The organism is Bacillus sp. FSL R5-0576 (assembly GCF_038004765.1).
In the GTDB taxonomy this organism is placed as follows: Bacteria; Bacillota; Bacilli; order Bacillales; family Bacillaceae; genus Bacillus; species Bacillus subtilis.
Genome location: NZ_JBBORU010000001.1, coordinates 136,548 through 162,328, shown reverse-complemented (window position 1 = coordinate 162,328; position 25,781 = coordinate 136,548). Strand labels below are relative to the sequence as shown.

24 protein-coding genes are annotated in these 25,781 nt (G+C 46.0%); 7 read left to right on the top strand and 17 right to left on the bottom strand.

Translation table 11 applies throughout. From position 1 onward, the window contains the following. Window positions 1-11 precede the first annotated feature (11 nt). The 5 genes from gudP to glnK form a co-directional block, all read right to left on the bottom strand. Window positions 12-1,379 (bottom strand): glucarate transporter GudP, encoded by a 1,368-nt coding sequence (gene gudP / locus NX903_RS00895; protein WP_014475680.1) that lies wholly within the window; start codon window positions 1,377-1,379, stop codon window positions 12-14. Window positions 1,380-1,463: 84 nt separating this feature from the next. Continuing rightward, window positions 1,464-2,930 carry an alpha-ketoglutaric semialdehyde dehydrogenase GucD gene (gucD, locus tag NX903_RS00890; RefSeq protein ID WP_086343399.1) on the bottom strand — a complete coding sequence of 489 codons (1,467 nt, stop codon included), beginning with the start codon at window positions 2,928-2,930 and terminating at the stop codon, window positions 1,464-1,466. A gap of 29 nt (window positions 2,931-2,959) precedes the next feature. Beyond that, a complete protein-coding gene (gene kdgD, locus NX903_RS00885; RefSeq protein WP_003246372.1) occupies window positions 2,960-3,886 on the bottom strand; it encodes a 5-dehydro-4-deoxyglucarate dehydratase in 927 nt (308 codons plus the stop codon). A gap of 226 nt (window positions 3,887-4,112) precedes the next feature. Continuing rightward, entirely contained in the window at window positions 4,113-5,057 is a 945-nt protein-coding gene (glnL, locus tag NX903_RS00880) for a glutamine utilization two-component system response regulator GlnL (protein ID WP_003234824.1), read from the bottom strand. Window positions 5,058-5,067: 10 nt separating this feature from the next. After that, window positions 5,068-6,300, bottom strand: coding sequence for a two-component system sensor histidine kinase GlnK (gene glnK, locus NX903_RS00875; protein ID WP_086344561.1), 1,233 nt, complete (start codon window positions 6,298-6,300; stop codon window positions 5,068-5,070). A 301-nt stretch (window positions 6,301-6,601) separates the two neighbouring features. On the opposite strand from glnK, the gene NX903_RS00870 reads away from it, so the two are divergent. From NX903_RS00870 to mmuP, 4 genes are all read left to right on the top strand, one after another. After that, complete coding sequence (locus tag NX903_RS00870; RefSeq protein ID WP_014475676.1) at window positions 6,602-7,585, top strand: glutaminase; 984 nt, start codon at window positions 6,602-6,604, stop codon at window positions 7,583-7,585. A gap of 22 nt (window positions 7,586-7,607) precedes the next feature. Beyond that, a complete protein-coding gene (locus NX903_RS00865) occupies window positions 7,608-9,044 on the top strand; it encodes an alanine/glycine:cation symporter family protein (RefSeq protein WP_046160011.1) in 1,437 nt (478 codons plus the stop codon). A 128-nt stretch (window positions 9,045-9,172) separates the two neighbouring features. Then, window positions 9,173-10,120, top strand: coding sequence for a homocysteine S-methyltransferase (gene mmuM / locus NX903_RS00860; RefSeq protein ID WP_086343398.1), 948 nt, complete (start codon window positions 9,173-9,175; stop codon window positions 10,118-10,120). A gap of 120 nt (window positions 10,121-10,240) precedes the next feature. Continuing rightward, a complete protein-coding gene (gene mmuP / locus NX903_RS00855; RefSeq protein ID WP_086343397.1) occupies window positions 10,241-11,653 on the top strand; it encodes an S-methylmethionine permease in 1,413 nt (470 codons plus the stop codon). Between the two features lie 36 nt (window positions 11,654-11,689). Here mmuP and NX903_RS00850 read toward each other — a convergent pair whose 3' ends face one another. The 3 genes from NX903_RS00850 to gamR form a co-directional block, all read right to left on the bottom strand. Continuing rightward, complete coding sequence (locus tag NX903_RS00850) at window positions 11,690-12,760, bottom strand: branched-chain amino acid aminotransferase (RefSeq protein ID WP_086343396.1); 1,071 nt, start codon at window positions 12,758-12,760, stop codon at window positions 11,690-11,692. 209 nt (window positions 12,761-12,969) lie between these two features. Continuing rightward, a complete protein-coding gene (locus NX903_RS00845) occupies window positions 12,970-13,245 on the bottom strand; it encodes a DUF1648 domain-containing protein (RefSeq protein WP_064672058.1) in 276 nt (91 codons plus the stop codon). Window positions 13,246-13,278: 33 nt separating this feature from the next. Continuing rightward, window positions 13,279-13,986: a transcriptional regulator GamR gene (gamR, locus tag NX903_RS00840; protein WP_003234841.1), complete on the bottom strand. Its 708-nt coding sequence runs from the start codon at window positions 13,984-13,986 to the stop codon at window positions 13,279-13,281. Between the two features lie 218 nt (window positions 13,987-14,204). Between gamR and nagB the strand changes: the two genes are divergently transcribed. From nagB to gltP, 3 genes are all read left to right on the top strand, one after another. Beyond that, complete coding sequence (nagB, locus tag NX903_RS00835) at window positions 14,205-14,954, top strand: glucosamine-6-phosphate deaminase (RefSeq protein WP_046380750.1); 750 nt, start codon at window positions 14,205-14,207, stop codon at window positions 14,952-14,954. 20 nt (window positions 14,955-14,974) lie between these two features. After that, on the top strand, window positions 14,975-16,870 hold the full coding sequence (gene ptsG, locus NX903_RS00830; protein WP_086343395.1) for a glucose-specific PTS transporter subunit IIBC: 1,896 nt from the start codon (window positions 14,975-14,977) through the stop codon (window positions 16,868-16,870). 144 nt (window positions 16,871-17,014) lie between these two features. Continuing rightward, window positions 17,015-18,259 (top strand): glutamate-aspartate/proton symporter GltP, encoded by a 1,245-nt coding sequence (gene gltP / locus NX903_RS00825; RefSeq protein ID WP_086343394.1) that lies wholly within the window; start codon window positions 17,015-17,017, stop codon window positions 18,257-18,259. 35 nt (window positions 18,260-18,294) lie between these two features. Here gltP and trhO read toward each other — a convergent pair whose 3' ends face one another. From trhO to mpr, 9 genes are all read right to left on the bottom strand, one after another. Continuing rightward, window positions 18,295-19,263: an oxygen-dependent tRNA uridine(34) hydroxylase TrhO gene (trhO, locus tag NX903_RS00820; RefSeq protein WP_086343393.1), complete on the bottom strand. Its 969-nt coding sequence runs from the start codon at window positions 19,261-19,263 to the stop codon at window positions 18,295-18,297. Between the two features lie 248 nt (window positions 19,264-19,511). Then, on the bottom strand, window positions 19,512-20,852 hold the full coding sequence (locus NX903_RS00815; RefSeq protein ID WP_086343392.1) for an erythromycin esterase family protein: 1,341 nt from the start codon (window positions 20,850-20,852) through the stop codon (window positions 19,512-19,514). 104 nt (window positions 20,853-20,956) lie between these two features. Beyond that, window positions 20,957-21,235 (bottom strand): hypothetical protein, encoded by a 279-nt coding sequence (locus NX903_RS00810; protein ID WP_021481898.1) that lies wholly within the window; start codon window positions 21,233-21,235, stop codon window positions 20,957-20,959. Between the two features lie 55 nt (window positions 21,236-21,290). Beyond that, a complete protein-coding gene (locus tag NX903_RS00805) occupies window positions 21,291-22,082 on the bottom strand; it encodes a phosphatidylserine decarboxylase (protein ID WP_003234858.1) in 792 nt (263 codons plus the stop codon). Continuing rightward, window positions 22,075-22,563 carry a DedA family protein gene (locus NX903_RS00800; RefSeq protein WP_003234861.1) on the bottom strand — a complete coding sequence of 163 codons (489 nt, stop codon included), beginning with the start codon at window positions 22,561-22,563 and terminating at the stop codon, window positions 22,075-22,077. The genes NX903_RS00805 and NX903_RS00800 overlap by 8 nt, the downstream gene beginning before the upstream one ends. Next, the gene (gene pssA, locus NX903_RS00795) at window positions 22,554-23,087 is read right to left on the bottom strand and encodes a CDP-diacylglycerol--serine O-phosphatidyltransferase (RefSeq protein ID WP_014475661.1); all 534 of its coding nucleotides are present in this window, start codon (window positions 23,085-23,087) and stop codon (window positions 22,554-22,556) included. Before pssA ends, NX903_RS00800 begins: the two co-directional genes overlap by 10 nt. Window positions 23,088-23,282: 195 nt before the next feature. After that, the gene (gene cesB, locus NX903_RS00790) at window positions 23,283-24,173 is read right to left on the bottom strand and encodes an enantioselective carboxylesterase CesB (RefSeq protein WP_086343391.1); all 891 of its coding nucleotides are present in this window, start codon (window positions 24,171-24,173) and stop codon (window positions 23,283-23,285) included. A 170-nt stretch (window positions 24,174-24,343) separates the two neighbouring features. Continuing rightward, on the bottom strand, window positions 24,344-24,742 hold the full coding sequence (locus NX903_RS00785) for a YbfJ family protein (RefSeq protein WP_024571582.1): 399 nt from the start codon (window positions 24,740-24,742) through the stop codon (window positions 24,344-24,346). Further along, a complete protein-coding gene (mpr, locus tag NX903_RS00780) occupies window positions 24,705-25,646 on the bottom strand; it encodes an extracellular metalloprotease Mpr (protein WP_015252930.1) in 942 nt (313 codons plus the stop codon). The genes NX903_RS00785 and mpr overlap by 38 nt, the downstream gene beginning before the upstream one ends. Window positions 25,647-25,781 lie beyond the last annotated feature (135 nt).

Sequence of the window (25,781 nt, the reverse complement as noted above, 5' to 3'; positions counted from 1 at the left end):
TTTCATAAATATTAGACAGGCAACGATTGATCGGGGTCTTGTTCTTGTTTCTTTAACACGACCCGTTTGATCGGCCCGACCAGCAGCAAATAGCTGAGGATCGCCGCAATCGCGTTAGCGCCGACAAACACAAGCGCGCCATTGAAAGATCCAGTGGCATTGACAATGTATCCGATAATAATCGGTGTTGTAATTGAGGCAATATTCCCGAAAGTGTTGAACAAACCGCCGCTTAATCCTGCACATTCTTTCGGAGACGTGTCCGACACGACAGCCCAACCCAATGCGCCGAAGCCTTTTCCGAAAAACGCGAGCGACATAATGACAACGACGAGCCATGCTGAATCTGTGTAGTTACAGACAATCATACTGCAAGACAGCAGCATGCCGGCAATGATTGGCACTTTTCTTGCAAAGGTCAGTGAACGGCCTTTTTTGAGTAAGATGTCTGACACAATGCCCCCAAGGACGCCGCCGGCAAATCCGCACAGCGCCGGCAGGGAAGCGACAAACCCAGCTTCAAGAATAGACATGCCGCGGGCCTGAACCAAATATACCGGAAACCATGTGAGAAAGAAATAGGTGAGAGTCGTAATACAGTATTGCGCGATGTACACGCCAATCAGCATGCGGTTCGTTAACAGCTGTTTGATATACGGCCATTTCGATTCTGTTTCTTGTTTGCTTTTACTGTCATCCATGGAAATCAGCCCGCCGCCCTGTTCGATGTACGCAAGCTCAGCTTCATTAACCTTTGGGTGTTTTTTCGGTTCATACACCGTTTTTAGCCAGATGACAGCCAGAAGAATGCCTGCAATACCCATGACAACGAAGACGGAATGCCAGCCGAAAGAGTGGGTAAGCCAGCCCATTAAAGGAGAAAAAATGACGATTGCGAAGTATTGTGCTGAATTAAAAAAGGCTGAAGCTGTCCCGCGCTCGGAGCTTGGAAACCATGAGGCAACAACTCTGCCGTTTCCGGGAAATGAAGGCGCTTCTGATAAACCAACCAGAAAACGCAGTGCAAACAGCAGGATAATCGCTGTGCCGGCGGAGAAAAAGCCAATCGCCCCTTGCAGCAGCGTAAAAAACGACCAGAAAAAGATGCTTAACGCAATGATAGTCTTTGAACCAAAACGGTCCAGCAGCCAGCCGCCCGGAAGCTGTCCGATGACATAGGCCCAGCCAAAGGCAGAAAAGACATATCCCATGGCGACCGAGTCCAATCCCAAATCGTGCTGGACGGAATCTCCGGTGATGGAAAGCGTCGCTCGATCCGCGTAGTTAATAGAGGTCACAAGAAACAGCATAAACACGATGAACCAGCGCACGGACGTTTTTTTGCCCGCCGGTGTAACATTCGCAAAGTCTTTTTTCATAGTATCTTCTCCTTTTCAAAGTAGAGAATCATATGCTGGCTGTGATAAAGCCGGGAAAGAGACGCATGCCTCTTTCCAGCACCATTACGGCTTCACAAAAACGGTTTTGATCGCTGTGAAAAAGTCCTTCGCTGCCTCACCCTGTTCTCGGGAGTGGGAGCTCGACTGCTTCATGCCGCCAAAAGGCGCCTGCAGCTCAACACCTGCGCTTTCTGCATTGATCCGAACCAGCCCGGCATCGATTTCATCAATGAAAGAAAGCATTCGGCCGATGTTTTCCGTGAAGATGGATGCACTTAATCCGAACTTCACATCATTGGCGATGTTCAGCGCCTCTTCCATCGAGTCCACCTTGATCAAGGCGATCACCGGACCGAAAATTTCCTCCTGGGCAATTGTCATCTCAGATGTCACATTGTCAAAGATGGCAGGCTGAACATAATAGCCGTTTTGATACTTTCCGTTCTCCAGCTTTTCTCCTCCTATTAAAAGGGAAGCCCCCTCCTGTTTGCCTTTCTCAATGTATGACAGGCAGTTATCAAGCTGATTCTTGCTGGCAATCGGTCCCATCCAGACATCCTCTTTTAAGCTGTCTCCGATTGTAATATCTTTTGTGCGCTGGAGCAGTTTTTCTTTAAAGCGCTCATAAATTTCGCTTTGTACAATGACACGGCTTGTCGCGGTGCATTTCTGGCCGGTTGAACGGAAGGCCCCCGTTATGACAGCTTCGGCCGCAGCTTCAAGGTCAGCGTCATCAGCTACGATGACAGGGTTTTTGCCGCCCATCTCAAGCTGGTACTTGGCTCCCCTCGCTAAAGCGGCTTGCCCGATGATTTTTCCGACTTGATTTGAACCTGTAAACGTAACGGCGTTTACACCGTCATGCTCAGCAAGCCCCTGCCCGACAACAGAACCCGGGCCTGTCACCAAATTGATGACCCCTGCCGGGAGCCCCGCTTCCTCAAAGCAGGCAATGATCTTCGCGCATGTCACAGCTGTTTCTGTCGCCGGTTTGATGACAACGGTATTGCCGTATACCAATGCCGGCGCCATTTTCCAAATCGGAATCGCCACTGGGAAGTTCCACGGAGAAATCACGCCGACCACACCGAGCGGAACACGGGTGGTAAACATGAGTGCGTCTTTGTCAGTAGACGGAATGACGTCACCCGTTTTTCGCATGCCCTCTCCGGCGTAATAGCGCAGAATGGCAATCCCCCGGGCTGTTTCTCCCTTCGCTTCCGGCAATGTTTTACCCATTTCACGCGTTGCACAGGCGGCGATTTCCTCCAAGCGCTGCTCCATGATATCCGCTGTTTTGTATAAGTATTGGCCGCGCTCGGCACCCGTCAGCTTTCTCCAAGCCGTTTTGGCTTCATTGGCGGCGGCGACGGCACGTTCCACATCTTCAGCTGTTGAATTCTGTACATATCCGACAATATCATTCACATCGGCAGGGTTTTCGACCTTGACCATATCGCCTGATTGAGACTTAACCCACTCTCCGTTAATAAAGTTGAGGTACGTGTTTTGTTCCGTGATCACAGACATGCCCATTGCCCCTTTCGTGTTTTTTCTGGTCAAACCGTCGCGGCTTTTTTCGGAAAACGATCAGCCGCCTGCTTCAAAATTGCTTCCAATTGCTGATAATGATCTTTTTCAACCGGGCCGACAGGCGGTCTGGCTGTATTCCTTACATTCAAACCCATGATTTCCATACCGGCTTTAATTAAGGATACGGCGTAGCCTTTTCGTTGTTTGCGAATGTCGTTGATCGGCAGAATCACATGCCGATAGAGTTCCTTCACAAGCTCGTCATTTCCGTTTTTCAATGCATCATAGAACATTCGCGAAATATGCGGGATATAATTTGAAATCGCTGAAGAGTAAGAGTGGAACCCGATCGGCAGATAAGCCGGCATCGTCACTTCAGCCATCGGCATTCCGTTGAGCCATCCTAAGCGGTCGCCGATCGTATAGACGAGGTTGATATTCAAATCCATATTTCCTACCCCGTCTTTGACACCGACAAGCTGTTCACATTCGGTCAGACGTTTGATCTGTTCAACAGAGAGAACGGCGTTATCGCGCTGATAAAGAATCGCGTTCAAGTCAGTGCTTTCAATAATCGTTTTCGCATACTGGTACAGCCCCTCCTGTTCGCCATGCACCAAATACGGAGGCAGGATCAAGTAGCCGTCGGCGCCTTTTTTCTCCGACAGCTGCGCCCAATCAAGCGCTGTGCTGAGGTTGCCGCCCACCCCCGTGTAGACCGGCACCTTTCCTCCGGCTGCCGAGACTGCGACTTCCACCATTTGCTCATATTCCTTCTGGCTGAGAGATTGGAATTCACCAGACCCGCAAGCAATAAATATCGCTTCCAAGCCCTCATTCAGCAAAAACTCAATGTTTTGAAAAAGAGCTTCTTCCTCCAGTTTTCCTTGTGTGTTAAAAGGAGCAACCGGAAAACCTAAAATTCCAGCGGGTGCTTTTCTGATACGGCTCATCAACATAACCTCCTGTTATTTGTGTATACAGCCTCTATCTGTAAGCGCTATTATTAATTTTTCTTTCACATCCGCTCCTTCCCATATATCCTTTTGTTTAATTGTAAGACAAATAAACAATAAGTCAATATCTTTATTTTCTGATATTTTATAAAAAAGCGGTAAATCACTGTCCGGCCGGGATTCTGCGCAGCAAAAAAACAGCCAGGTCAGCCGGCTGTTTGGTTTATATCCTTCTTTGTTTCATCGTCTCATGCAAAAGCTTTGCTTCCAAAAAAAACACGTGGATGAATTTTTTCATATTTATTCTAGCAGGTGCAAGGGGTTTTGCATCCTTGGATTGGAGTTCTTTCATTTTCTGGCTGACAACCGGAAAATCAAAGAATTTGGATGCATAGGTTTCAAATTTTGGATTCGAAAAATCAGTTGTGCCCAGTGAAGCAAAATGGTGCAGCGAATGAATAATCGCTCTGCGGATACGCTGCTCCGAGGCTTTCATTTCGCGATTGACTTCCGTCTGTGAGGCCCCTGTGCCCAGCTTCCGTACCGCTACTTGGGTGAATATTTGTTTTAGCGAAGGGCTTTGTTTTTCGTGCGGCTCGGATTGCTCGTGTTCTGCTAAATACTGCAGGACCGCCATGAGATCATGTGCGCCGCCTTCTCCCATCATGCCCAGCTCGGACAACAGGAATGTTCCTGCCTCTTTTAAACCGCTGTCACTCTTCTGCTGGGGACGCGCTTTCCGTTCAGTCCGATTGACAAGCCGGCTTAGAGAATGCTGAATGGCTCCAATCGAGTGTTCAAGCTCGATCCGCTCCTTCACCTTTTGGAGAACCGTGACAATTTCAATGCGGTTAATCGGCTTATGGATAAAATATTCGATGCCGAGCGAGTACGCTTCCCCGACCATTTCCTTCGCCTCCACTTGAGAGATCATTACGATTTTGCCGGAGTACGTATTCTGGATCTGACGAATCGTCTCAATGCCGTCTCTTCCGGGCATTAACAGATCGATTAATAAAATATCAATCTGCTTAAATTGCAGCATATGCCCTTCCACTTGGCTTCCGTCGTCTGCTTCACCAGCAGCTTCCCCGAGATCTTCGTCCTCAATGATCTGCCTTAAAATTGACCGCACCGCACGGTCATCATCTGCAATAAAAAAACGCATAGCTTTTGGTTCACCCTTTCTGAATCAAATGCCGGACAGGCAGCCTGATGGCAAACACCACTCCCCGCTGCTGATTATCAAACGTGATATCCCCTTCTAGCTCTGTCACGATTTCCTTTACGTAGGAAAGTCCGATACCCGTAGAAGGCGTGCCAAATTCGTCATATTTTGAAGTAAAGCCCGGGTCAAACACAATGTCTCCGATTTTCTCGGAAATCCCGGGGCCATTGTCTTCCACCTGGAATTCTACCATACTCTCATTTGGCTTACGGAGCCTCAGGCTGACCATTCCCTCTTCATCCATAGCCTCTACCGCATTTGCTGTTAGATTATTAATGATCGAAAGCACGATAAATACGTGATATTCGTCATGCTCTCCCTCGATCGAGCAGTAAAAATCAATCTGCTTCCCTAGTGCTTCAGCGTACTTTTCATTCATTCGAATCACGAGCTGCAGCAAATCAGAAGCCCTCATATAATCTCTCAAACTCTCATTCGAAATCAGTTTTGAAAGCCCTGCGAATATCCGCTGGTTGTCCTTTTTCACTTCATGAATCTCTCCGGCCAGTCTCAGGATTCTGCCGCTCAGCTGAACATCCTTGCCCTTCATTTCCCGATAGAGCTGATACGAATCGTTTGTCACTTTCTCTGTCGTTTTCAATGTCTTTTTTAGGTGCACCGTTTCTTCATATAAATTGGAAACGATCATCAGCATGTGCTCGTGCTGCTGCCTTGTCTGTTTTTCTCTCGATTGTGTTTCATACAGCTTCAGCACACTATAAAAGCTCATCACAATAAATGTGTGAGAAATCGCAATCACCGCAATGTCAGTGATTTTCTCAGGCGTGACAACCGTATGAAAAATGAGAAATTGCACAGTTAGCTCGACACAATCTGACACAACTTCAATCATAAACCCAATGAAACCGAGCATAATCGGCCGTTCACGGAAACGATTGGCCTTTAATATGGAAAACAGACAGGCGTAAGTCATATAAAAGAAAAAGCCAGACGCTTGATCATACAGAATCGGAGTCAGCCCATTGTGTCCTCCGCCCCATAATTCCAGAAAGACGCGAAAGATGAAAACAGCCGCTCCAGTCAGAAAACCCGGCAGCACAGCGGGCACTTGCCGCAACAACGATAAAAAGAAGAAAAAAACCGGTGCCCCAAAGCTGACCCGGAATTCTTCATTGAGGGGATAAAATTTCAGTTCACCGGCCAGCGGCACCGTAATCAGCATGAGGGCCAGTATATATCCGTCTTTTTCAATAAACCGTTCCAGTTTTATGTTGATCACATCCTCGCTTTTTATTTTGGGGAATCGGGAGAAAACCTGCAAATTGCTTTTGACCCAGAACATGAGGTTTTTATAAATCTTACTGCTTATTTTCAAAATGTTTTTGTCGTATTTTGTATGATTCTGTAGTCTCCATTATACAGTAATTATACCTTCCGCTATTATGAAAGCGTTTAACGCCCCTTTAGCCTTCGTTTTGATACACCTCAGTCCTTTAAGAAAAAAATCAGTGAGGAGGAATTCGATGAAAGAATTGATAAAAGAGCACCAGAAAGACATAAACCCGGCGTTACAGCTTCATGATTGGGTTGAATACTATCGCCCTTTTGCCGCCAATGGACAAAGCGCAAACTATATCCCCGCTTTAGGAAAAGTCAATGATTCACAGCTCGGCATCTGTGTATTGGAGCCTGATGGAACGATGATACACGCCGGCGACTGGAACGTCTCTTTTACCCTGCAAAGCATTTCAAAAGTGATTAGCTTTATTGCCGCCTGCATGAGCCGCGGCATTCCCTATGTGCTGGACCGCGTAGATGTCGAGCCGACAGGCGACGCCTTTAATTCAATCATTCGGCTCGAAATCAACAAGCCGGGAAAGCCCTTCAATCCCATGATCAACGCGGGCGCCCTCACCATCGCTTCGATTCTTCCCGGAGAATCGGCATACGAAAAGCTCGAGTTTCTTTACTCGGTGATGGAAACTTTGATAGGAAAACGGCCGAGAATTCATGAGGAAGTATTCCGTTCTGAATGGGAAACCGCCCACCGCAACAGAGCGCTGGCCTACTATTTAAAAGAAACAAACTTTTTAGAAGCTGAAGTAGAAGAAACACTTGAGGTGTACTTGAAGCAATGCGCTATGGAAAGCACCACAGAAGATATTGCGTTGATCGGCCTGATCCTTGCTCATGACGGGTATCATCCGATTCGACGCGAGCAGGTGATTCCAAAAGATGTGGCAAAATTGGCCAAGGCATTAATGCTGACGTGCGGCATGTACAACGCTTCAGGCAAATATGCGGCGTTTGTCGGCGTGCCGGCCAAAAGCGGCGTCTCCGGTGGCATCATGGCGCTGGTACCTCCAAGCGCCAGAAGAGAACAGCCTTTTCAATCCGGATGCGGCATCGGCATTTACGGGCCTGCCATTGATGAATACGGTAACAGCCTCACTGGCGGTATGCTGCTGAAGCATATGGCGCAGGAGTGGGAGCTCAGCATTTTTTAAATATGAAAAAAGAGGTGATTCTATGCAGCAAATCCTGGAACATATCGTGGGTATCGCAAATGATCTTTTGTGGTCAAAGCTATTAATTGTTTTGCTCCTTTCTCTGGGAATCTATTTTACGTTCAGGCTTAAGTTTTTACAGGTTCGCATGCTGAAAGAAATGGTCAGGGTATTAAGAGAAGGTGCTGCTTCCCGGTCGAAAAACACCATTTCTCCGTTTCAAGCCTTTTGCATCAGCATGGCGGCCCGTGTCGGAACGGGAAATATTACGGGCATTGCCATCGCCATTGCACTCGGCGGGCCCGGTGCAATCTTCTGGATGTGGATTATCGCCATTATCGGATCAGCATCCAGCTTTGTGGAAAGCACACTGGCTCAGATTTATAAAGTAAAAGATGTAAACGGCTTCCGCGGCGGGCCGGCGTATTACATGGAAAAAGGGCTGAACAAAAGGTGGATGGGCGCGCTGTTCGCTGTGTTAATCACCTTATCGTTCGGTATCGTCTTCAACTCGGTTCAATCCAATACAGTCAGCCTTGCCTTTGAAAACGCGTTTGGCACAAACCGCCTGACATTGGGACTCATTTTAATTGCTGTATTCGGCACGATTATTTTTGGCGGAGTCAAGCGCATTGCAAAGCTGGCTGAATCCATTGTCGTCGTATTGGCTGTCCTGTATATCGGAGTTGCGTTTTTCGTCATTTTCACCAACATTACGCAGCTGCCAGGTGTGCTTGCGCTAATCGTGAAAAATGCGTTTGGTTTTGATCAGGCCGCCGGCGGGGCTTTGGGCGCGGCACTCATGCAAGGCGTCAGACGGGGAATCTTTTCAAACGAAGCGGGAATGGGAAGCGCACCGAATGCCGCTGCCACCGCCACAACAAGCCATCCCGTCAAACAGGGGCTGATCCAAGCTTTTGGTGTACTGACAGATACACTGGTCATTTGTACAAGCACCGCCTTTATCATCCTGTTTTCGGATGCCTATCATACTCCGGGTCTGAGCGGAATCGCCTTGACACAAGCCTCCCTCAGCTCCCATGTCGGATCATGGGCATCAGGCTTTCTCGCGATTCTGATTTTGTTATTCGGATTCTGTGCTCTAATTGGAAACTATTATTATGGCGAAACCAATATCGGCTTTTTGAACAAAAGCAAAAAACTGATTTTTGTCTACCGTATCGGCGTGCTGGCAATGATCGTGTTTGGCTGTGTTGCCAAAGTCCAGCTCGTCTGGGATCTTGCTGATTTGTTCATGGGTTTGATGGTCATCGTGAATTTAATCGCGATTTTCTTACTATCAAAGGTCGTTTTTACGGCGCTGAAAGACTATACACGCCAGAAAAAAGCAGGCAAGGATCCGGTCTTTTATAAAGATGTGCTCAAAAACCACAATGGCATTGAGTGCTGGCCGGTTTCAGACACAAAGACTGACACGCACAACAAACAAATATCATAAGAAAAGGGTGTTCAGACATATGGGCTGAACACCTTTCTCTTTTTGCGTTTATTGACAAACACGTAAGCCTCCATTACGATTTTCATATCTTTTTCAAAAAAATCTGAAAGAAGGCATCAGTACATTCTATGAATCCTATCCAACACATATTAGATACATACCCGCTTATTGTGCTAGACGGCGCCATGGCGACCGAGCTTGAACGCAAGGGCTGTGATTTGAACGACAGTCTGTGGTCGGCAAAAATCCTGATGGAAGAGCCGGAGCTGATTAAACAAGTTCATACTGATTATTTCGCGGCAGGCGCCGATTGTGCAATCACCGCCAGCTATCAGTCTACATTTGAAGGCTTTGCCGCACGCGGGCTGAGCGAAGCGGAAGCACGCCGGCTCATCGAGTTGTCCGTCAGCATCGCAGCTGAAGCACGCGATGAATTTTGGTCGCTTGAAGAGAACCGTTTGAATCGGCCAAAACCGATCATTGCGGCTTCTGTAGGCCCTTATGGCGCTTATCTTGCAGACGGGTCTGAATATCGCGGCAACTACGCAATACCAGAAGATGAACTGATTGAATTTCATCGTCCCCGGATGAAGGCGCTGATTGAAGCCGGAGCTGATGTTTTGGCATGTGAAACGATTCCGTGTCTGACTGAAGCCAAAGCGATTGTTCAGCTGTTGAAGGAATTTCCTGAAACGTATGCGTGGATCAGCTTCAGTGCTAAAGACGGCCTGCATATCAGTGACGGAACACCTGCAGCTGACTGCGCATCGTGGCTTGATGAACACCGCCAAATTGCAGCACTCGGCATCAACTGCACGCCGCTTCAGCATATCCCTTCCTTGATAGAGGAGTTAAAAAAGAACACGTCAAAACCGATCATTGTCTACCCGAATTCAGGTGAGCAATATGATCCGGAAACAAAAACGTGGAACGGCGCAGCATGCGCAGAATCTTACGGGGCGAGCGCCCGCACCTGGCATGAAAAAGGGGCGAGACTGATTGGCGGCTGCTGCCGGACAAAACCCGAAGATATTCAAGAAATTGCGGCTTGGGCCCGCTCTTTAAAAACAACTTGACTTATCGGAATAGTTTGTATATTCTAACTTAAAGCCGGTTCGCCGGAGTCTCGTGTCACTTCCTGACATGAGATTTTTTATTAGGAAGGAAATAAATCGCCGATAGAAAGTTGGAAAAAGATGAACTCTGCCCACAACAAGAATGAGACAAACTTTCAGAGAAGTATGAAAAGCCGGCACCTCTTTATGCTTTCCTTGGGAGGTGTCATCGGAACCGGGCTGTTTTTAAGCTCTGGTTATACCATTCAGCAAGCAGGCCCGGCCGGAACGATACTTGCCTACTTAGTCGGGGCCGGCATCGTCTACCTTGTCATGCTATGCCTCGGTGAGCTGTCAGTCGCCATGCCTGTGACCGGCGCCTTTCACACCTATGCAGCCAAATACATAGGGCCGGGCACCGGATTTACGGTCGCTTGGCTGTATTGGCTGACATGGACCGTGGCATTGGGATCAGAATTCACAGCAGCCGGCCTGTTAATGCAGCGCTGGTTCCCCCATACATCGGTTTGGATGTGGAGTGCCGTCTTTGCGCTGTTCATTTTCTTGCTTAACGCATTTTCGGTCAAGTTTTTCGCTGAATCAGAATTTTGGTTTTCCAGCATCAAAGTATTAGCCATTGTATTATTTATTCTTTTAGGCGGCTCTGCCATGTTCGGCATCATTCCGATCAAAGGCGGAGAAGCCGCTCCGATGCTGTCCAACTTCACCGCGGAAGGCGGGCTTTTTCCAAATGGATTTGTCCCGATTTTGATGACGATGCTGTCCGTCAATTTTGCCTTTTCGGGAACGGAACTAATCGGAATCGCAGCCGGTGAAAGCGTTGATCCTGACAAGACGATACCAAAAGCGATTAAAACAACGGTCTGGCGTCTCTCACTCTTCTTTGTCGGAACAATTTTTGTGCTGTCAGGGCTGATTCCGATTCAAGATGCAGGTGTCATCAAAAGCCCGTTTGTCGCTGTCTTTGACAGAGTCGGTGTACCATACGCAGCCGATATCATGAACTTTGTTATCCTGACAGCGATCCTGTCAGCGGCTAATTCCGGACTCTACGCTTCTTCCCGGATGCTGTGGTCTTTATCAAAAGAAAAAACGCTTCATCCGACATTTGCAAAGCTGACGTCAAAAGGAACCCCTTTTAACGCGCTGGTGTTCAGCATGATCGGCGGCATTCTGTCGTTGCTGTCCAGCGTATTTGCGCCAGACACTGTATACGTTGTGCTCGTGTCGATTTCCGGTTTTGCCGTCGTTGTCGTGTGGATGGGTATCGCTGCTTCTCAATTCATGTTCAGAAAACGTTATATCGAAGCGGGAAACAAGGTTACTGATTTGAAATACAGAACCCCTTTGTATCCGTTCGTGCCGATTGCAGCGTTTCTGTTATGCCTGGCTTCCGTCATTGGCATTGCCTTTGATCCGAATCAAAGAATCGCACTGTATTGCGGTGTTCCGTTTATGGCCATTTGCTATGCAATGTATTATGTGAAAAACCGCAAAAGCCTGCCGGCTGCTGATATGACTCATTCAAAATAAAAAGAACCTGTCTCCGGGCAGGTTCTTTTTCGATTTTCACACTTCCACTGTCCAGTTAAACGGGCCTTTCACCTTGCCAAGCTGAATATCTGTTATCGTTTCATACAGCTTTTTTGATAGCTCCCCGATTTGCCCGTCTCCTACAATCACCGTTTTTCCATGAATGTTGAGTTCACCGACAGGCGTAACGACGGCTGCCGTGCCTGTGCCGAAGACCTCTGTCAATTCTCCGCGTGCAGAGGCCACATACACCTCATCAATCGATATTCTCTCTTCACGAACCGGAATGCCCCAGCTTCGAATCAATTCAATCGCAGACGCACGTGTAACCCCGCTTAAAATGCTTCCGCTTAAAGCAGGTGTGACAGCTTCCCCGTTTATGACGAAAAAGATGTTCATGCTCCCTACTTCTTCCACATATTTCTTTTCGATGGCGTCCAGCCACAGTACCTGGTCATAGCCCAGTTCATTCGCTTTCCGCTGTGCCTGAAGACTGGCGGCATAGTTTCCAGCCGTTTTTGCAAACCCGACTCCTCCGTTGACCGCCCTCACATACTCATCTTCAACATAGATTCTAACCGGCTTCAGCTGATCGTCGCCATAATAGGAGCCGACAGGCGAAAGCACGATCATAAATGTATAGCTCCTGGATGCCTTCACACCGAGACTCGGTTCTGTGGCAATGACAAAAGGACGAATATACAGTGACGTTCCTTTTTCCTTTGGAACCCAATCTTTCTCCAGCTCAACTAATTGCGTCAATGCCTCAAGCACCAGCTCTTCGTCTAAAGGGGGCATGCTCATGCGCTCACACGATCTGTTCAGCCGTTTGATATTTTGATCCGGACGGAACAGCAGCACCCTGCCGTCGTCTGTTCTGTATGCTTTTAATCCTTCAAAAACAGCCTGGCCGTAATGAAAAACAGATGAAGACGGATCAAGCGTAAGCGGTGCGTACGGCGCAATTCTCGGATGATGCCATCCAATCCCCTCTTCGTAGTCCATCACAAACATATAATCTGTAAAATATTGTCCAAACCCCAAGGAAGACGGGTCGGGCTTTTCCTTATAATATACAGTTTTTTCTCGTTCAATAAGCTTATTCAATCTAATCAGCACACCTTTCATATAATTGTTTAAATATTCAGTCTTTTTAAAGCTGCAAAAAGTATACAGCCTTTCCTTTAATAATACGCCGCTTCACACCTATAAATTTCAGAATATTCTTTAGGATCATCAGCTATTATACACCACATTCATTGTCAGATGAAGCTGAAATTAAAGAAAAACAGCCAGTTTTATTCTGGCTGTTTGATTTAGACCGCTAAACAAAGGACGACAATGTGGCAAATCAGCAAAATATACACTGCGAACACTAATTGCCAATTGATCTTCCGCGCCCATGCAAACACCACCATCAAAACAGGCAGCATCACAGTCCCCGCCAGCTTGTTAACCGTCAGATTCGGACTGTTCGCAACATCATAATGAATCGGCATCTGCGTCGGCAGAGAAGGGTAAAATACAATTGAAAGGATGAATGCAGCAATCACTGCTCCCCACAGCACTTTTCCATTCGTCAATAAAAACATAGAACCACCATTCCCTTCTTAAAACACATTGCTTTATGAATGATATGACTGTTCTACGGTGAATTTCGTTCGGTCTCCCCGGGTAATAATTTGCGCATATTCCACCACTTCTTCATTTTTATCATAGGTAAGGGATTCTGATAAAAACGCAGGCGCTCCGACATTGGTTAATAAGTGGCCGCTGATCGTTTCATCCGTTAAAATCGGTTCGATCGATTCCGTGCCCCTGCTGATTTCAATATTGTATTTTGTCCTTAACAATTCAAACAGCGAGCCGGTGCATTCCTCCTGTGCCAGCCCCGGTGCCGCCTTCCAGGGAATATATGAGGTATGATACTGCAAAGGTTCCCCCTCGGCGTATCTGACTCTGACAAGCTTGTTGACAGGTTCATTCTCTTTCATTTTCAAAAGCTCGGCAATGGAGTGATCGGCAGGAATCACCACAAGCTCAAGCACTTTTGATTCAGAACGAAGGCCTCTCATTTGTTCTGCAAAGCTCGTAATCTTATGCGGAATCGGCGTTTGTATTTTTGCCGCCGATACAAATGTCCCTTTTCCTTGAATTCTTTTAATATATCCCTCAAGCTCTAGCTGCTGCAGAGCCAGTCTCACAGTTGTTCTGCTGACATCATATTGTTCGCAAAACTCACTCTCCGTCGGCAGCTGATCATTCGCCTGATATTTGCCCGATTTAATTAACTCAATGATTTTAAACTTGATAACAGAATATAAAGCTGTCATTTCATTCTCCCCATTCTGTATGCATTCCGTTCTTTTTAATTGAGACCATAATACCATTTGCCATCCCAATATGAAAGATTTGTATCCTTCTTTTATAACAAATTTTCAGAAATTAATATTGACAGTTTGATAAGGGCGGTGCTAAATTCGTAATGACAAGTATCATAAATTGGTCATAACAAATAAGGTGCTTGTCTATCTCTTTGAGGGGGTGTCACATGAAGATTCTGATCGCCGAGCACTACGAAGAACTCTGTAAGTTAAGCGCTGCCATTATTAAAGAACAAATACAAGCTAAGAAAGATGCCGTTCTCGGCCTGGCAACAGGAAGCACACCGGTCGGCTTGTATAAGCAGTTGATTTCAGACTATCAGGCAGGCGAAATTGATTTTTCAAAGGTTACTACATTTAATTTGGATGAATATGCTGGTCTCTCTCCATCTCATCCGCAAAGTTATAACCATTTTATGCATGAGCATCTTTTTCAGCATATCAATATGCAGCCTGATCATATTCATATCCCGCAAGGAGACAATCCGCAGCTTGAGGCGGCATGCAAAGTATACGAGGATCTCATCCGCCAGGCGGGAGGCATTGATGTCCAAATTCTCGGCATCGGCGCCAATGGCCATATCGGTTTCAATGAACCGGGATCTGATTTTGAGGACCGGACACGTGTTGTGAAGCTCTCGGAAAGCACGATACAGGCAAATGCCAGATTCTTCGGCGGTGATCCGGTGCTGGTGCCGAGACTCGCGATTTCAATGGGCATTAAAACCATCATGGAATTCAGCAAACATATTGTGCTTTTAGCAAGCGGCGAGGAAAAAGCAGACGCTATTCAAAAGATGGCTGAAGGTCCTGTCACGACAGAAGTACCAGCCTCCATTCTTCAAAAACACAATCATGTAACCGTTATCGCCGATTATAAAGCAGCTCAAAAATTAAAGAGTGCACCATGCTCATAAAACAATAAAAGGAGACTGTCATGTTTAAAAAGGCATTTCAAATTCTGCAGCAGCTTGGCCGCGCGTTGATGACTCCGGTTGCCGTCCTGCCGGCAGCAGGTCTTTTGCTCCGTTTCGGAGACAAGGATTTACTGAACATCCCTATTATAAAGGATGCAGGCGGCGTTGTATTCGATAATCTCCCGCTGATTTTCGCCGTAGGGGTCGCGATCGGATTAGCCGGCGGAGAAGGTGTAGCCGGACTTGCCGCTGTCATCGGATACTTAATTTTAACCGTCACCCTCGACAATATGGGAAAATTACTCGGCCTTCAGCCTCCGTATGAAGGAGCCGAGCACCTGATTGATATGGGGGTTTTCGGAGGAATCATCATCGGGCTTCTCGCCGCCTATTTATATAAGCGATTTTCATCAATCGAGCTGCATCCGGTCCTTGGATTTTTCTCTGGAAAACGCTTTGTCCCGATTATTACTTCCGTCAGTTCATTGGTGATCGGCGTCATTTTCTCATTCGTTTGGCCGCTGATCCAAAACGGAATTAACGCAGCCAGCAGTTTAATTGCCGATTCAACAGTCGGCCTGTTCTTTTATGCAACGATCTATCGTTTGCTGATTCCTTTTGGCCTGCATCATATTTTTTATACGCCTTTCTATTTTATGATGGGAGAATACACAGACCCATCAACAGGCAACACCGTAACCGGAGACCTGACAAGGTTTTTCGCGGGAGACCCGACAGCCGGGCGCTTTATGATGGGGGATTTCCCTTACATGATTTTCTGTCTGCCGGCAGTTGCTCTTGCCATTATCCATACCGCGCGTCCGGAAAAGAAAAAAATGATCTCCGGCGTGATGATTTCTGCGGCACTCACATCTATGCTGACCGGAATTACAGAGCCGGTTGAGTTTTCTTTCTTGTTCGTTGCGCCTGTGCTCTATTTGATTAACTCTATTCTTGCCGGCGTCATCTTTGTCGTTTGTGATTTATTCCATGTCCGCCACGGCTATACGTTCTCAGGCGGCGGAATTGACTACGTCTTGAACTACGGACTGTCTACAAACGGCTGGGTTGTCATTCCTGTCGGGATCGTGTTTGCTTTCATTTATTATTATTTGTTCCGATTTGCGATTCTGAAATGGAATTTGAAAACGCCCGGCCGTGAGACAGATGAAGACCGTCAGAATGAGGAGAAAGCTCCAGTTGCAAAAGACCAGCTTGCCTTTCACGTGCTGCAGGCCTTGGGCGGACAGCAAAATATCGCTAACCTGGATGCGTGTATCACAAGGCTTCGTGTGACCGTTCATCAGCCAAGCCAAGTCAGCAAGGATGAATTAAAACGGCTTGGTGCAGTAGGTGTGCTGGAGGTCAACAACAACTTCCAGGCAATATTCGGAACCAAGTCCGATGCCTTAAAAGACGACATCAAAACAATCATGGCCGGAGGCGTCCCTGCCACCGCCGCCACGCTGGACACGGTAACTGACAAACCGCAGAAGCCCGATTCCGGTGAGACCTTTATTTATCCGATTAAAGGAGAAACAGTCTCTTTAGGGGATGTGCCTGATCAAGTCTTTTCAGAAAAAATGATGGGCGAGGGATTTGCGATTATACCATCAGAAGGAAAAGTCGTTGCACCTGCGGACGGCGAGATCGTCTCGATTTTTCCGACAAAACACGCCATCGGCTTTATGAGCGCCGGCGGCACTGAAATCCTGATTCATGTCGGCGTTGATACCGTCAAACTGAATGGGGAAGGCTTTGAAGCACATGTCACAAGCGGACAAGCCGTCAAACAAGGCGAACTGCTTCTCACCCTTGATCTCGATTACATCAAGCAGCATGCCGCTTCAGCCATAACACCGGTTATTTTCACAAATACCTCTGAAGAAGATCTAAAGCACATTCAAATGAAGTAAAAAAGTCCCCCCTGCTGCGGGGGACTTTTTCGCCAACATAATGAAAGCGCTGTCAAAATAAAATAACTTGAAAAAAGGTGTTTGCATTTGAATCACGAATGATATGAATATGCCTAAATTCTATCGTTCTAAAGGGGGATTCATTTGAAAAAATTAATCGCGTTTCAAATTTTAATCGCTTTGGCTGTCGGCGCATTGATCGGCCACTTTTTTCCTGATTTCGGGATGGCACTGAGACCTGTCGGAGATGGATTTATCCGCCTGATTAAAATGATTGTTGTGCCGATTGTGTTTTCTACCATTGTCATTGGAGCCGCAGGAAGCGGAAGCATGAAAAAAATGGGCAGCCTCGGTATCAAGACGATCATTTGGTTCGAAGTGATTACAACGTTGGTATTAGGGCTTGGACTTTTATTAGCGAATGTCTTAAAACCAGGTGTCGGGCTTGACCTCTCCCATTTGGCAAAAAAAGATATTCATGAACTTTCCGGCTACACAGACAAAGTTGTTGATTTCAAGCAAATGATCCTGGATATTATCCCTACAAACATTATTGATGTCATGGCCAGAAATGATTTGCTTGCTGTTATTTTCTTCGCCATTTTATTTGGTGTCGCCGCCGCTGGTATCGGCAAAGCTTCTGAACCAGTAATGAAGTTCTTTGAATCTACCGCTCAGATTATGTTCAAGCTCACGCAAATCGTCATGGTCACTGCTCCTATCGGCGTGTTAGCCCTGATGGCTGCTTCTGTGGGCCAATATGGCATTGAACTCCTCCTCCCTATGTTTAAGCTGGTTGGCACCGTATTCCTTGGCCTGTTCCTGATCCTCTTTGTCCTCTTTCCGCTTGTCGGTCTCATCTTTCAGATTAAGTATTTCGAAGTATTGAAAATGATATGGGATCTGTTTTTAATTGCATTTTCCACCACCAGCACTGAAACCATTCTCCCTCAGCTGATGGATAGAATGGAGAAATACGGCTGTCCCAAACGAGTGGTATCATTTGTCGTTCCCTCCGGCTTGTCATTGAACTGTGACGGCTCCAGCTTATATTTATCAGTTTCTTGTATCTTTCTCGCACAGGCCTTTCAAGTAGACATGACATTGTCCCAGCAGCTGCTCATGATGCTTGTGCTTGTGATGACCAGTAAAGGCATTGCAGCTGTACCCTCAGGATCGCTTGTAGTTCTTCTGGCGACTGCCAATGCTGTAGGACTGCCGGCTGAAGGCGTTGCCATTATCGCGGGTGTTGACCGCGTCATGGACATGGCGAGAACGGGCGTGAACGTACCGGGACATGCGATCGCCTGTATCGTGGTATCAAAATGGGAAAAGGCCTTCCGCCAAAAAGAATGGGTTTCCGCAAACAGCCAAACTGAAAGCATATAGAAAAAAAGAACACCTCAATACGAGGTGTTCTTTTTTTATTCAGCAGCAGCGTGATCTTCTGTTTCAATCGCTGCCAGTCTTGCGTTTACTTCTTCTTCTGTCATATTATGCTCTTTCACATACAGGTTTCTTGGGTTCGTGCGGCATTCGTGGCTGCAGCTGCGCATATATTTATACTCATTTTCCGGTGTGCATATCATTTTTTTATTGCAAGATGGATTTGCGCAGTTCACATAACGCTCACACGGTTCTCCTGTAAAGTAGTCCTTGCCGACAATCACATGCTCGACACGGTTGACAGGCACGCTGATTCTTTCATCAAATACGTAGCACTGGCCGTCCCAAAGCTTGCCTTGCACCTCTGGATCTTTTCCGTATGTCACGATTCCGCCGTCAAGCTGTGCTACATCTCCAAAGCCTTGCTTCACCAGCCATCCTGAGAACTTTTCACAGCGCACGCCGCCTGTACAGTACGTTAAAATCTTTTTGCCTTCAAGCATATCTTTGTGTTCTTCGATCCATTCAGGTAATTCGCGGAAGGCTTCGATGTCAGGACGGACCGCACCTCTGAAATGGCCAAGGTCATACTCGTAATCGTTACGCGCGTCGATGACAATTGTGTTTGGATCCTGCATCTTCTCATAAAATTCTGCAGGCTTCAAATGCTGGCCTGTTGTTTCGTTCGGATCGACATCATCTTCAAGACGAAGCGTTACAAGCTCTTTTTTATGACGGACGAAGATTTTTTTGAAGGCATGGCCTTCTGCTTCATCAATTTTAAATACCATGTCCGCAAAACGAGGATCAGCTTTCATTGTTTCCATATATTTTTCAGTCTGTTCGACCGTACCTGATACCGTACCGTTAATTCCTTCAGAAGAAACAAGGATACGGCCTAACAAACCAAGCTCCTTACAAAAAGCCAGATGCTGCTCTCTAAACGCCTCTGGATCTTCAATCGGAACATATTTATAGTAAAGTAATACTCTGTATTGTTTTTCCATGTTTTAAACACCCTGTTCAATTATAGTTAGTTGCTATGCACACTCTTACTATATCATACAGGAAAATGCCGCAAAGATGAACAGATCCGCCCAGACTGATAAAAATATCCAAGCTCTTACAAACCTAAGCGGCACAAGGGTTTCTCACGGCACACAAGTATTTTCCATTCATTTACTAATCAATGTAGTTATCTGAAAACTATCAAACAAAAGGTGAACTCCACCTGTTATAGCACAGGGGACACCGCTCACTTGATAATGACAGATGGCGTGATATGCTCCAGCCAAATGACACCGTCATATTGTTCCTTAAGGATCATCTGCTCTTCTGTGAATCCCCAATAGAGTGCTGTGCGGGGGGTATACATCCACGAAGTGCCTTTCTTGTTTTTTGTATGGAGAAAATCAACAAAAACAGCCGGTCGGTCCGCCGCTTTCAGCAAAGCTTCAAGGCTCTCAGACGGCGGCGGGCTTGTAACCGGCTTAACAGTCTTATTATCGGAGCTATCAAGACTCGCACCTGAGTAAGCATAAATGCCAATCGTATATGTTTGTTTTTTCAGCTGCTCCGGCAAATAATCACCCATGTTAGGGCCGTTTAGCTGTACCCAGTCCTTTATCATCTTCGTATTCTGTTTGCGTAGATGGTAATTGTGGCCCCAGACAATGATTTTCTTTTTCGGATAAAGGGTGTCAGCTACCCACTGAAATTGTTCAGCCATCATGCGGTCTCTCATAAAGAATGAAAAATCCTCAATATTCTCCGGATACTCCTCTAGTTTTTCTTTCATTTCTTCCAGCATATACGTTTCCATTACGTCAATTCTCAGCTGAAGAGAATGCATAAACATCTCATAAGCTTTCGGCTCTTTTGGAAGGTTTTCTTTTAGCTCTGAAGCATGTGTTTTAGTGAACTTGATCAGCTTCTGATAGTTTTTCACAAGCTTTTCCTTCTTTTGCGAAAATTCATCAAACGTATTGCTGTCTGTCACTAATGTTGAAAAATCATTTTCTGATTGGGAGAGCAACTCTGCTTTCTCAGGGTCCACCGCTTTTACCCAATGAGTCGCAGCATCATTGAATGAATTCTTCATGCTTTGAATATCAAAACCGGTAAGGATCAGCGGATCGCCTTTCTCTTTTTGCTCTTTCATGTAATCAAACAATTCAACGACATCTTCTGTGTGCCATACAGCGTAAATGGAGTTTTTCATCGTGCTTTTAGGGGTTAATTGGTCCATATTAAGGTAGGATGCATTTGTATCAGGAAAGCCAGACTCAAATGCCAATACATCGTATCCCAGCTCTTCGTGGAGATATTTGATCATTCTGACCTTTGTGGCGTTGATTTCACCAGCGCCGTGTGTCGTTTCCCCTAACTGAACGATTCGTTTCCCTTTCAGCACCTTCTTTAGAAATCGAAGGTCTTTGTTTGAAGCATTGGAAGCATCCAGTGGCTGTGCATGTCGTTCAATCCATGAATCCCAATATTTTTCTTCAGAAGCAGCACGTGCAGAGACTGAAAAAGAAGAAAACGCCAGACAGACAATCAGCAGCGGCAGGGTCATTCTCACTATCATTCGTTTCAATTCTATCTCTCCTTTTCTGCTAGGTTCTCTAGTCATTACGAGATAGATATAGAAAAAGTTTCCTTTTCCTGCCAACAAAAAAAGCTTCTCTGTTGAAAGAAGCTTTAGCTGGATTCTCTCATCACCTGATGAAAGTAAAACCGATACGTATTTCGTAAAAATGTCTCAACCGGAAGCTGCACATCCGCTTGGTATTTGCTGATGATGAATGGAAACCGCTCGATTCCTTTTTCGCGCAAATTGTTCGCTTGTTCATCATCTATTGCCTTCTCTTGCAAAACCGCTTCAACGATCGGCCAGCACACTTCTCGCACTTGCCGCAGGACGGCTTCATCTCCGGTGTTCTGATAATCTGTAATCCAGCTGATGATTTGTTTCTCCATAAGTCTCACCTTTCTTCAAAAAAAAGAGGCGCTGCGTTTATGCAAGCTCCTCTTCTTACTCTTCGTAACCTATCAGTTCTCCGACTTGAACTTCTTGGCCTTCTGCTAAATGGGCGGACGGCTGGAACGCGTCTTTTTCAAAAATCAAAATGACGGTTGAGCCAAATGAAAAGTATCCCAGCTCTTCGCCGATCTCCAATTCAGCACGGGTGCTCGTCTGCACGATAGAATTAATATTCATCGCGCCGACAGGAATCATCAGGACATTTCGGCTGCCGCTATTCAGCTCGTACACAAACCGATAATTTTTCGACAGCACATCTTTCCCGTATTTTAAGCCTAGTTGATTTACCGGGTATGAGCGATTTCCGAGCTCGGCCAGCTTTTGATACCTGCAGCTGATCGGAGAATGGAAACGGTGATAATGCCTCGGGCTTAGATACAGCACGACGAAGTAACCGCCGTTGTATTGATGGTCTGCGCTTTTACAGCCGGTCAGCTCAGCGAATGAGTAATCTTTTCCCTTCACCGTAAAGGTTTGATTCGGGTTGATGATTCCTACCGTCTGAACCACACCATCAACAGGGCTGACCACCGCATGCGCCTCTTTTGACACAGGGCGCCGCTCCAGATTTATTTGTCGAATGAACAATTCGGACAGCGATCCGTAATCAGCAGCCGTACCGTCCACATCATCCCAATTCAGCCGAAAATGTTTTGAGAAAAGCGGAATGACCGGTTTGCTGATTTTCGACTCGCAAAATCCTTTAATCAGATAGGATGACAGACGATGATTCGTCAGCTCTATCAATGATCGATACAGAATCTTTACAGCCGTATTAAACATGAATAATCCCTATAACCCTTCCGATTGTAATAAAAACAAAGCACCACAAAAAGGCGCCGATTGCCGCAAACGCAACATACGTTTTCAGATCCATTTTGCCGATCCCCGAAAAGTAGCACGTCACATGTCTGACGCCGGGAATAAAATAACCTAAAATAAGAGAATATGGACCGTATTTCTTCATCCATTTTTCCACTTTCATCATTCTCTTTTCTTTTAAGCCGACCCACTTGCCGTACTTATCGATAAACGGGCGTCCGGCTTTTCTGCCAATCATGTAGCTGATCAGCATACCTAACAAAGCCCCGACAAAACTGATCAATATCGAAAGCTCATAATTCAACACATCGGTATGCGTGAAATAGCCAACAACGGTCATCATTACTTCATCTGGAATCGGCAATCCTACAATCCCTAATACCAACATCAAAAAAATAGCGAGATAACCGTAATCCGCTATGAGTTGCTGAACTAATTCCATCTCCCAGACTCCAGGTTTTCTGCCGCATGTTTTTTAAAATGAGGGAATTTTATTTTACTCACCATTAAATATGAAAGTCCGCAAGTGCCGATTGCCAGAAGGATCGGGTTATAGGTGAAGCTTAGAATAACGAGACACATGCCCGCAAACGGAATCGGCATACCGATAAATGTCGGGAGCTTGCTTTGTTCAATGTTAAATTTAGAGAGGCGAAGCATTCCGCAAATGCTGTACGTCAATGCGCATAAGATCCCGATAAATGGCAGGGTATACAACGCGACACTGTAAGCAAGCATAGAAGGAGCCACCCCAAACGTAACCAGATCGGCAAACGAATCCAGTTCTTTCCCCATATCAGAAACGGCATTCAGCTTACGAGCAGCCATCCCGTCAAAGAAATCAAGGAACATGCCTGTAAAAATAAAAAGCACTGCTGAATGAATGTTGTGATATAGCAAGGAATGAATCGCCAGCAATCCGCAAATGAAGTTTCCTATCGTAATCATACAGGGGATGTAATTCACAGTGTAACCAAACCTCCAATTGTAAAACCATCTATATTATTTGACGATAGTGATCGAATAGCGTTACAGGAAAAATTTTTCTCCAATAAGCATGATAACATAGAATGCTCCCAAAAAAAGCAGCATTCAAATTCTATTATTATACAACATTTGTTACCTTTTGAAAAATGAATGCCAATCTTTTCATGTTCCTTACTATTTTATCCCCCCGCATAAAAAGGACAAGACGCGTTGATTGACGTACTCTGGCTGCTCCAGAGATAACAGATGTCCGGCGTTCTTTACGATTTCAGCCTGAATTCCCGGCACCAATACCGAAGCCCGCTCAAAGGCCATTTGCTGATGGTACATGACCTCGTGCTCACCGAACATCAGCAGTACCGGGACTTGTATCGATTTCAATTCCTGGTCTGTGAACACGTACGGAAAGCCGTTTTCTGTCGGCTTCAGGCTCCTTTGCTCATCCTGCCATTCCACGCCCGCCACAATTTGTCTTTGCAGTAAAGGATGCAGATCATAACTGTTGCCTGTGATCCACTTGATATATGATTCAGCTCCTTTTTCCCCTGTAAGCTCTGCAGCGTATTTATAGACATCCGGATGAAATGAAATAAACGCTTCAGCGGGACTCATAACAACCGTCCGCTCTACTCTTTCGGGCGCGCGGAGTAAGAAATTCACGATATGGGAGCCGCCAAGCGAAAGGCCGGCCAGGTGTGCCGTCTCAAGTCCAAGAGAATCAAAGACATCTTTCATCCATTCTGCAAAATCAGCTCTCGTTTCCATGGCTGCTGATGGTATACTTTTATTTTTGTCTCCTATTATATCGACCGCATATGTACGAAATTGACGGCTCAACGCCGCGATATTCGGATACCACATCGCAGAGCTGAAAAGGCCCCCGTGAAGCAAAATGAGCGAAGGTGCGTCCTTTGGCCCACTTGCAATGATATGTGTTTTTCCAAAACGAGTAGAAACATAGAATGCTTCCGACTCAATCGGCCACAAAGAAAGGCTTTGATCATATGCCTGGTAAAAGCGCAGACCACTTTCAACCGCGGCAAACTGCATTGAATCTTGTATCATTTTCTTCTTTTTCCTCCGGGTTTGATTGATATAAAATAAAGGATAACGCCCCTTTTGTCTCGTAAGAAAAAATACCTATTTCTTATTATCTCACATAATAAATTTCCAGTATATAGTTTGGTTTCCTGCAATAAATAAAAAAGGCAGTTCCCTTAAAATCAAGGAAACTGCTATTCTTTGAAGACTAATGGAATGGCATGATCTTTTTTATCCTCTGTTAACGAGATCTGATGGGTTACTGATGTTTCACCCTTCGTCAACGCGACTGAGTAATCGCCTTTTCTGCCGGTATCCCATTTGATATCTCCGTTTTTGTCTGTTTTACCAAGTATCTCGCCAATCTCTGTACTCGGCTCCTCATCTGAAGAGGGCGCTTTGACAATCGTCACTTGAACCCCTGCGACCGGCAGCCCCTTAGCATCCTCCACATGAAGAGTGACAGGAATAGTCGTTTCTTTTTGAGAAGAATGCGTCTGCGAACTGCATCCGCATAAAAACAAAATAGACATGAATATGGCTAGTTTGCTGTATTTATTGATTTGCCCAATATTGAATATTGTTGAATACATCGTTCGTCACCCTTGTTCCCAAGTTATATGACGATCCTCCGTTCGTGTGAATGGCAATAGCTGTCTGCCCTGTATCACTGTAGTTTCGATAAACAGGCGAGCCGCTTTGGCAGCCGTACGTATCGGTTGTATAGGTCAGCTTATACGTTTCAGCGGAGCGAATCGGCTTTGTATCAGACCACATCGTGCCAAAGGTTTTGTCACACGGGAATCCTGTCACTGACGAGGAAAGACCCACGGGACTGCTGCTGTTTGTAGTCCGGTAGCCGTACCAGCCAACCGTGTTTCCAGGAGAACCGTTTAATTTAATAGCTCCGTAATCATAGTTGGTGTCTTTGCTTTCCGTCCATCCTTTGACGGAGTAAAACATCGTGCCTGAATAAGTGCCGTACGGATATGACGAACCATTGCGGCCCGGCGCGGCGGTTATCGTCGAAGCCCATCCATGATCCTGGCTGTACACACAATGTCCAGCCGTGACGACTGTATTTGGATTGACTAAAAATCCGGTACATCCATAAGTGCTTGAAGTGTTGGGATACTTGATTGACAGTTGAACGGTTGCTCTATATGGAAAAGATGTAGTGCTGGAGATTCTGGTGCGTTCATCAGTTCCGATAATGCTCGAAGGCTGTAAGGTTTGAATGTTTTTTTCCAGTTCCGTTTGGCCGCCGTATAACGATTTACTTGTTTTTCCGGTTCCCTCATAAGGGGCGGAAACCTGTTCTGCTTTTGACGTTTGATTTTTCGTAGCATCAGCTTCTTTACCAGTATTCGAAACAGAAGTTTGCGGGTTCTCTGCCGCTTTTGCCGGTACGCCAAAAGATACCGCTGCTGCCAAAGCCAAACACAAAACCGTTAAGTAAGCGAACCATTGTTTTCTGAATCTTGGAACTAATTTCATTTTGTCATCTCCCTCCTTTAGTGTCAACCACCCGTATTGATGGAAGACTTTTACATTATAATCGGGTTTCTGATTCTTATGATAAAACTTTTACGGAGAAAGAAAAAAACAGGCCTTGTACCATGACAAGGCCTG

What these genes read in the sequence shown, in the direction of transcription:
- gudP (WP_014475680.1), bottom strand. Translation starts at nt 1,379, where the DNA reads ATGAAAAAAGACTTTGCGAATGTTACACCGGCGGGCAAAAAAACGTCC.
- gucD (WP_086343399.1), bottom strand. Translation starts at nt 2,930, where the DNA reads ATGTCTGTGATCACGGAACAAAACACGTACCTCAACTTTATTAACGGA.
- kdgD (WP_003246372.1), bottom strand. Translation starts at nt 3,886, where the DNA reads ATGAGCCGTATCAGAAAAGCACCCGCTGGAATTTTAGGTTTTCCGGTT.
- glnL (WP_003234824.1), bottom strand. Translation starts at nt 5,057, where the DNA reads ATGCGTTTTTTTATTGCAGATGATGACCGTGCGGTGCGGTCAATTTTA.
- glnK (WP_086344561.1), bottom strand. Translation starts at nt 6,300, where the DNA reads ATGCTGATTACGGTGCCGCTGGCCGGTGAACTGAAATTTTATCCCCTC.
- NX903_RS00870 (WP_014475676.1), top strand. Translation starts at nt 6,602, where the DNA reads ATGAAAGAATTGATAAAAGAGCACCAGAAAGACATAAACCCGGCGTTA.
- NX903_RS00865 (WP_046160011.1), top strand. Translation starts at nt 7,608, where the DNA reads ATGCAGCAAATCCTGGAACATATCGTGGGTATCGCAAATGATCTTTTG.
- mmuM (WP_086343398.1), top strand. Translation starts at nt 9,173, where the DNA reads ATGAATCCTATCCAACACATATTAGATACATACCCGCTTATTGTGCTA.
- mmuP (WP_086343397.1), top strand. Translation starts at nt 10,241, where the DNA reads ATGAACTCTGCCCACAACAAGAATGAGACAAACTTTCAGAGAAGTATG.
- NX903_RS00845 (WP_064672058.1), bottom strand. Translation starts at nt 13,245, where the DNA reads ATGTTTTTATTGACGAATGGAAAAGTGCTGTGGGGAGCAGTGATTGCT.
- gamR (WP_003234841.1), bottom strand. Translation starts at nt 13,986, where the DNA reads ATGACAGCTTTATATTCTGTTATCAAGTTTAAAATCATTGAGTTAATT.
- nagB (WP_046380750.1), top strand. Translation starts at nt 14,205, where the DNA reads ATGAAGATTCTGATCGCCGAGCACTACGAAGAACTCTGTAAGTTAAGC.
- ptsG (WP_086343395.1), top strand. Translation starts at nt 14,975, where the DNA reads ATGTTTAAAAAGGCATTTCAAATTCTGCAGCAGCTTGGCCGCGCGTTG.
- trhO (WP_086343393.1), bottom strand. Translation starts at nt 19,263, where the DNA reads ATGGAAAAACAATACAGAGTATTACTTTACTATAAATATGTTCCGATT.
- NX903_RS00810 (WP_021481898.1), bottom strand. Translation starts at nt 21,235, where the DNA reads ATGGAGAAACAAATCATCAGCTGGATTACAGATTATCAGAACACCGGA.
- NX903_RS00805 (WP_003234858.1), bottom strand. Translation starts at nt 22,082, where the DNA reads ATGTTTAATACGGCTGTAAAGATTCTGTATCGATCATTGATAGAGCTG.
- NX903_RS00800 (WP_003234861.1), bottom strand. Translation starts at nt 22,563, where the DNA reads ATGGAATTAGTTCAGCAACTCATAGCGGATTACGGTTATCTCGCTATT.
- cesB (WP_086343391.1), bottom strand. Translation starts at nt 24,173, where the DNA reads ATGATACAAGATTCAATGCAGTTTGCCGCGGTTGAAAGTGGTCTGCGC.
- NX903_RS00785 (WP_024571582.1), bottom strand. Translation starts at nt 24,742, where the DNA reads ATGTATTCAACAATATTCAATATTGGGCAAATCAATAAATACAGCAAA.
- mpr (WP_015252930.1), bottom strand. Translation starts at nt 25,646, where the DNA reads ATGAAATTAGTTCCAAGATTCAGAAAACAATGGTTCGCTTACTTAACG.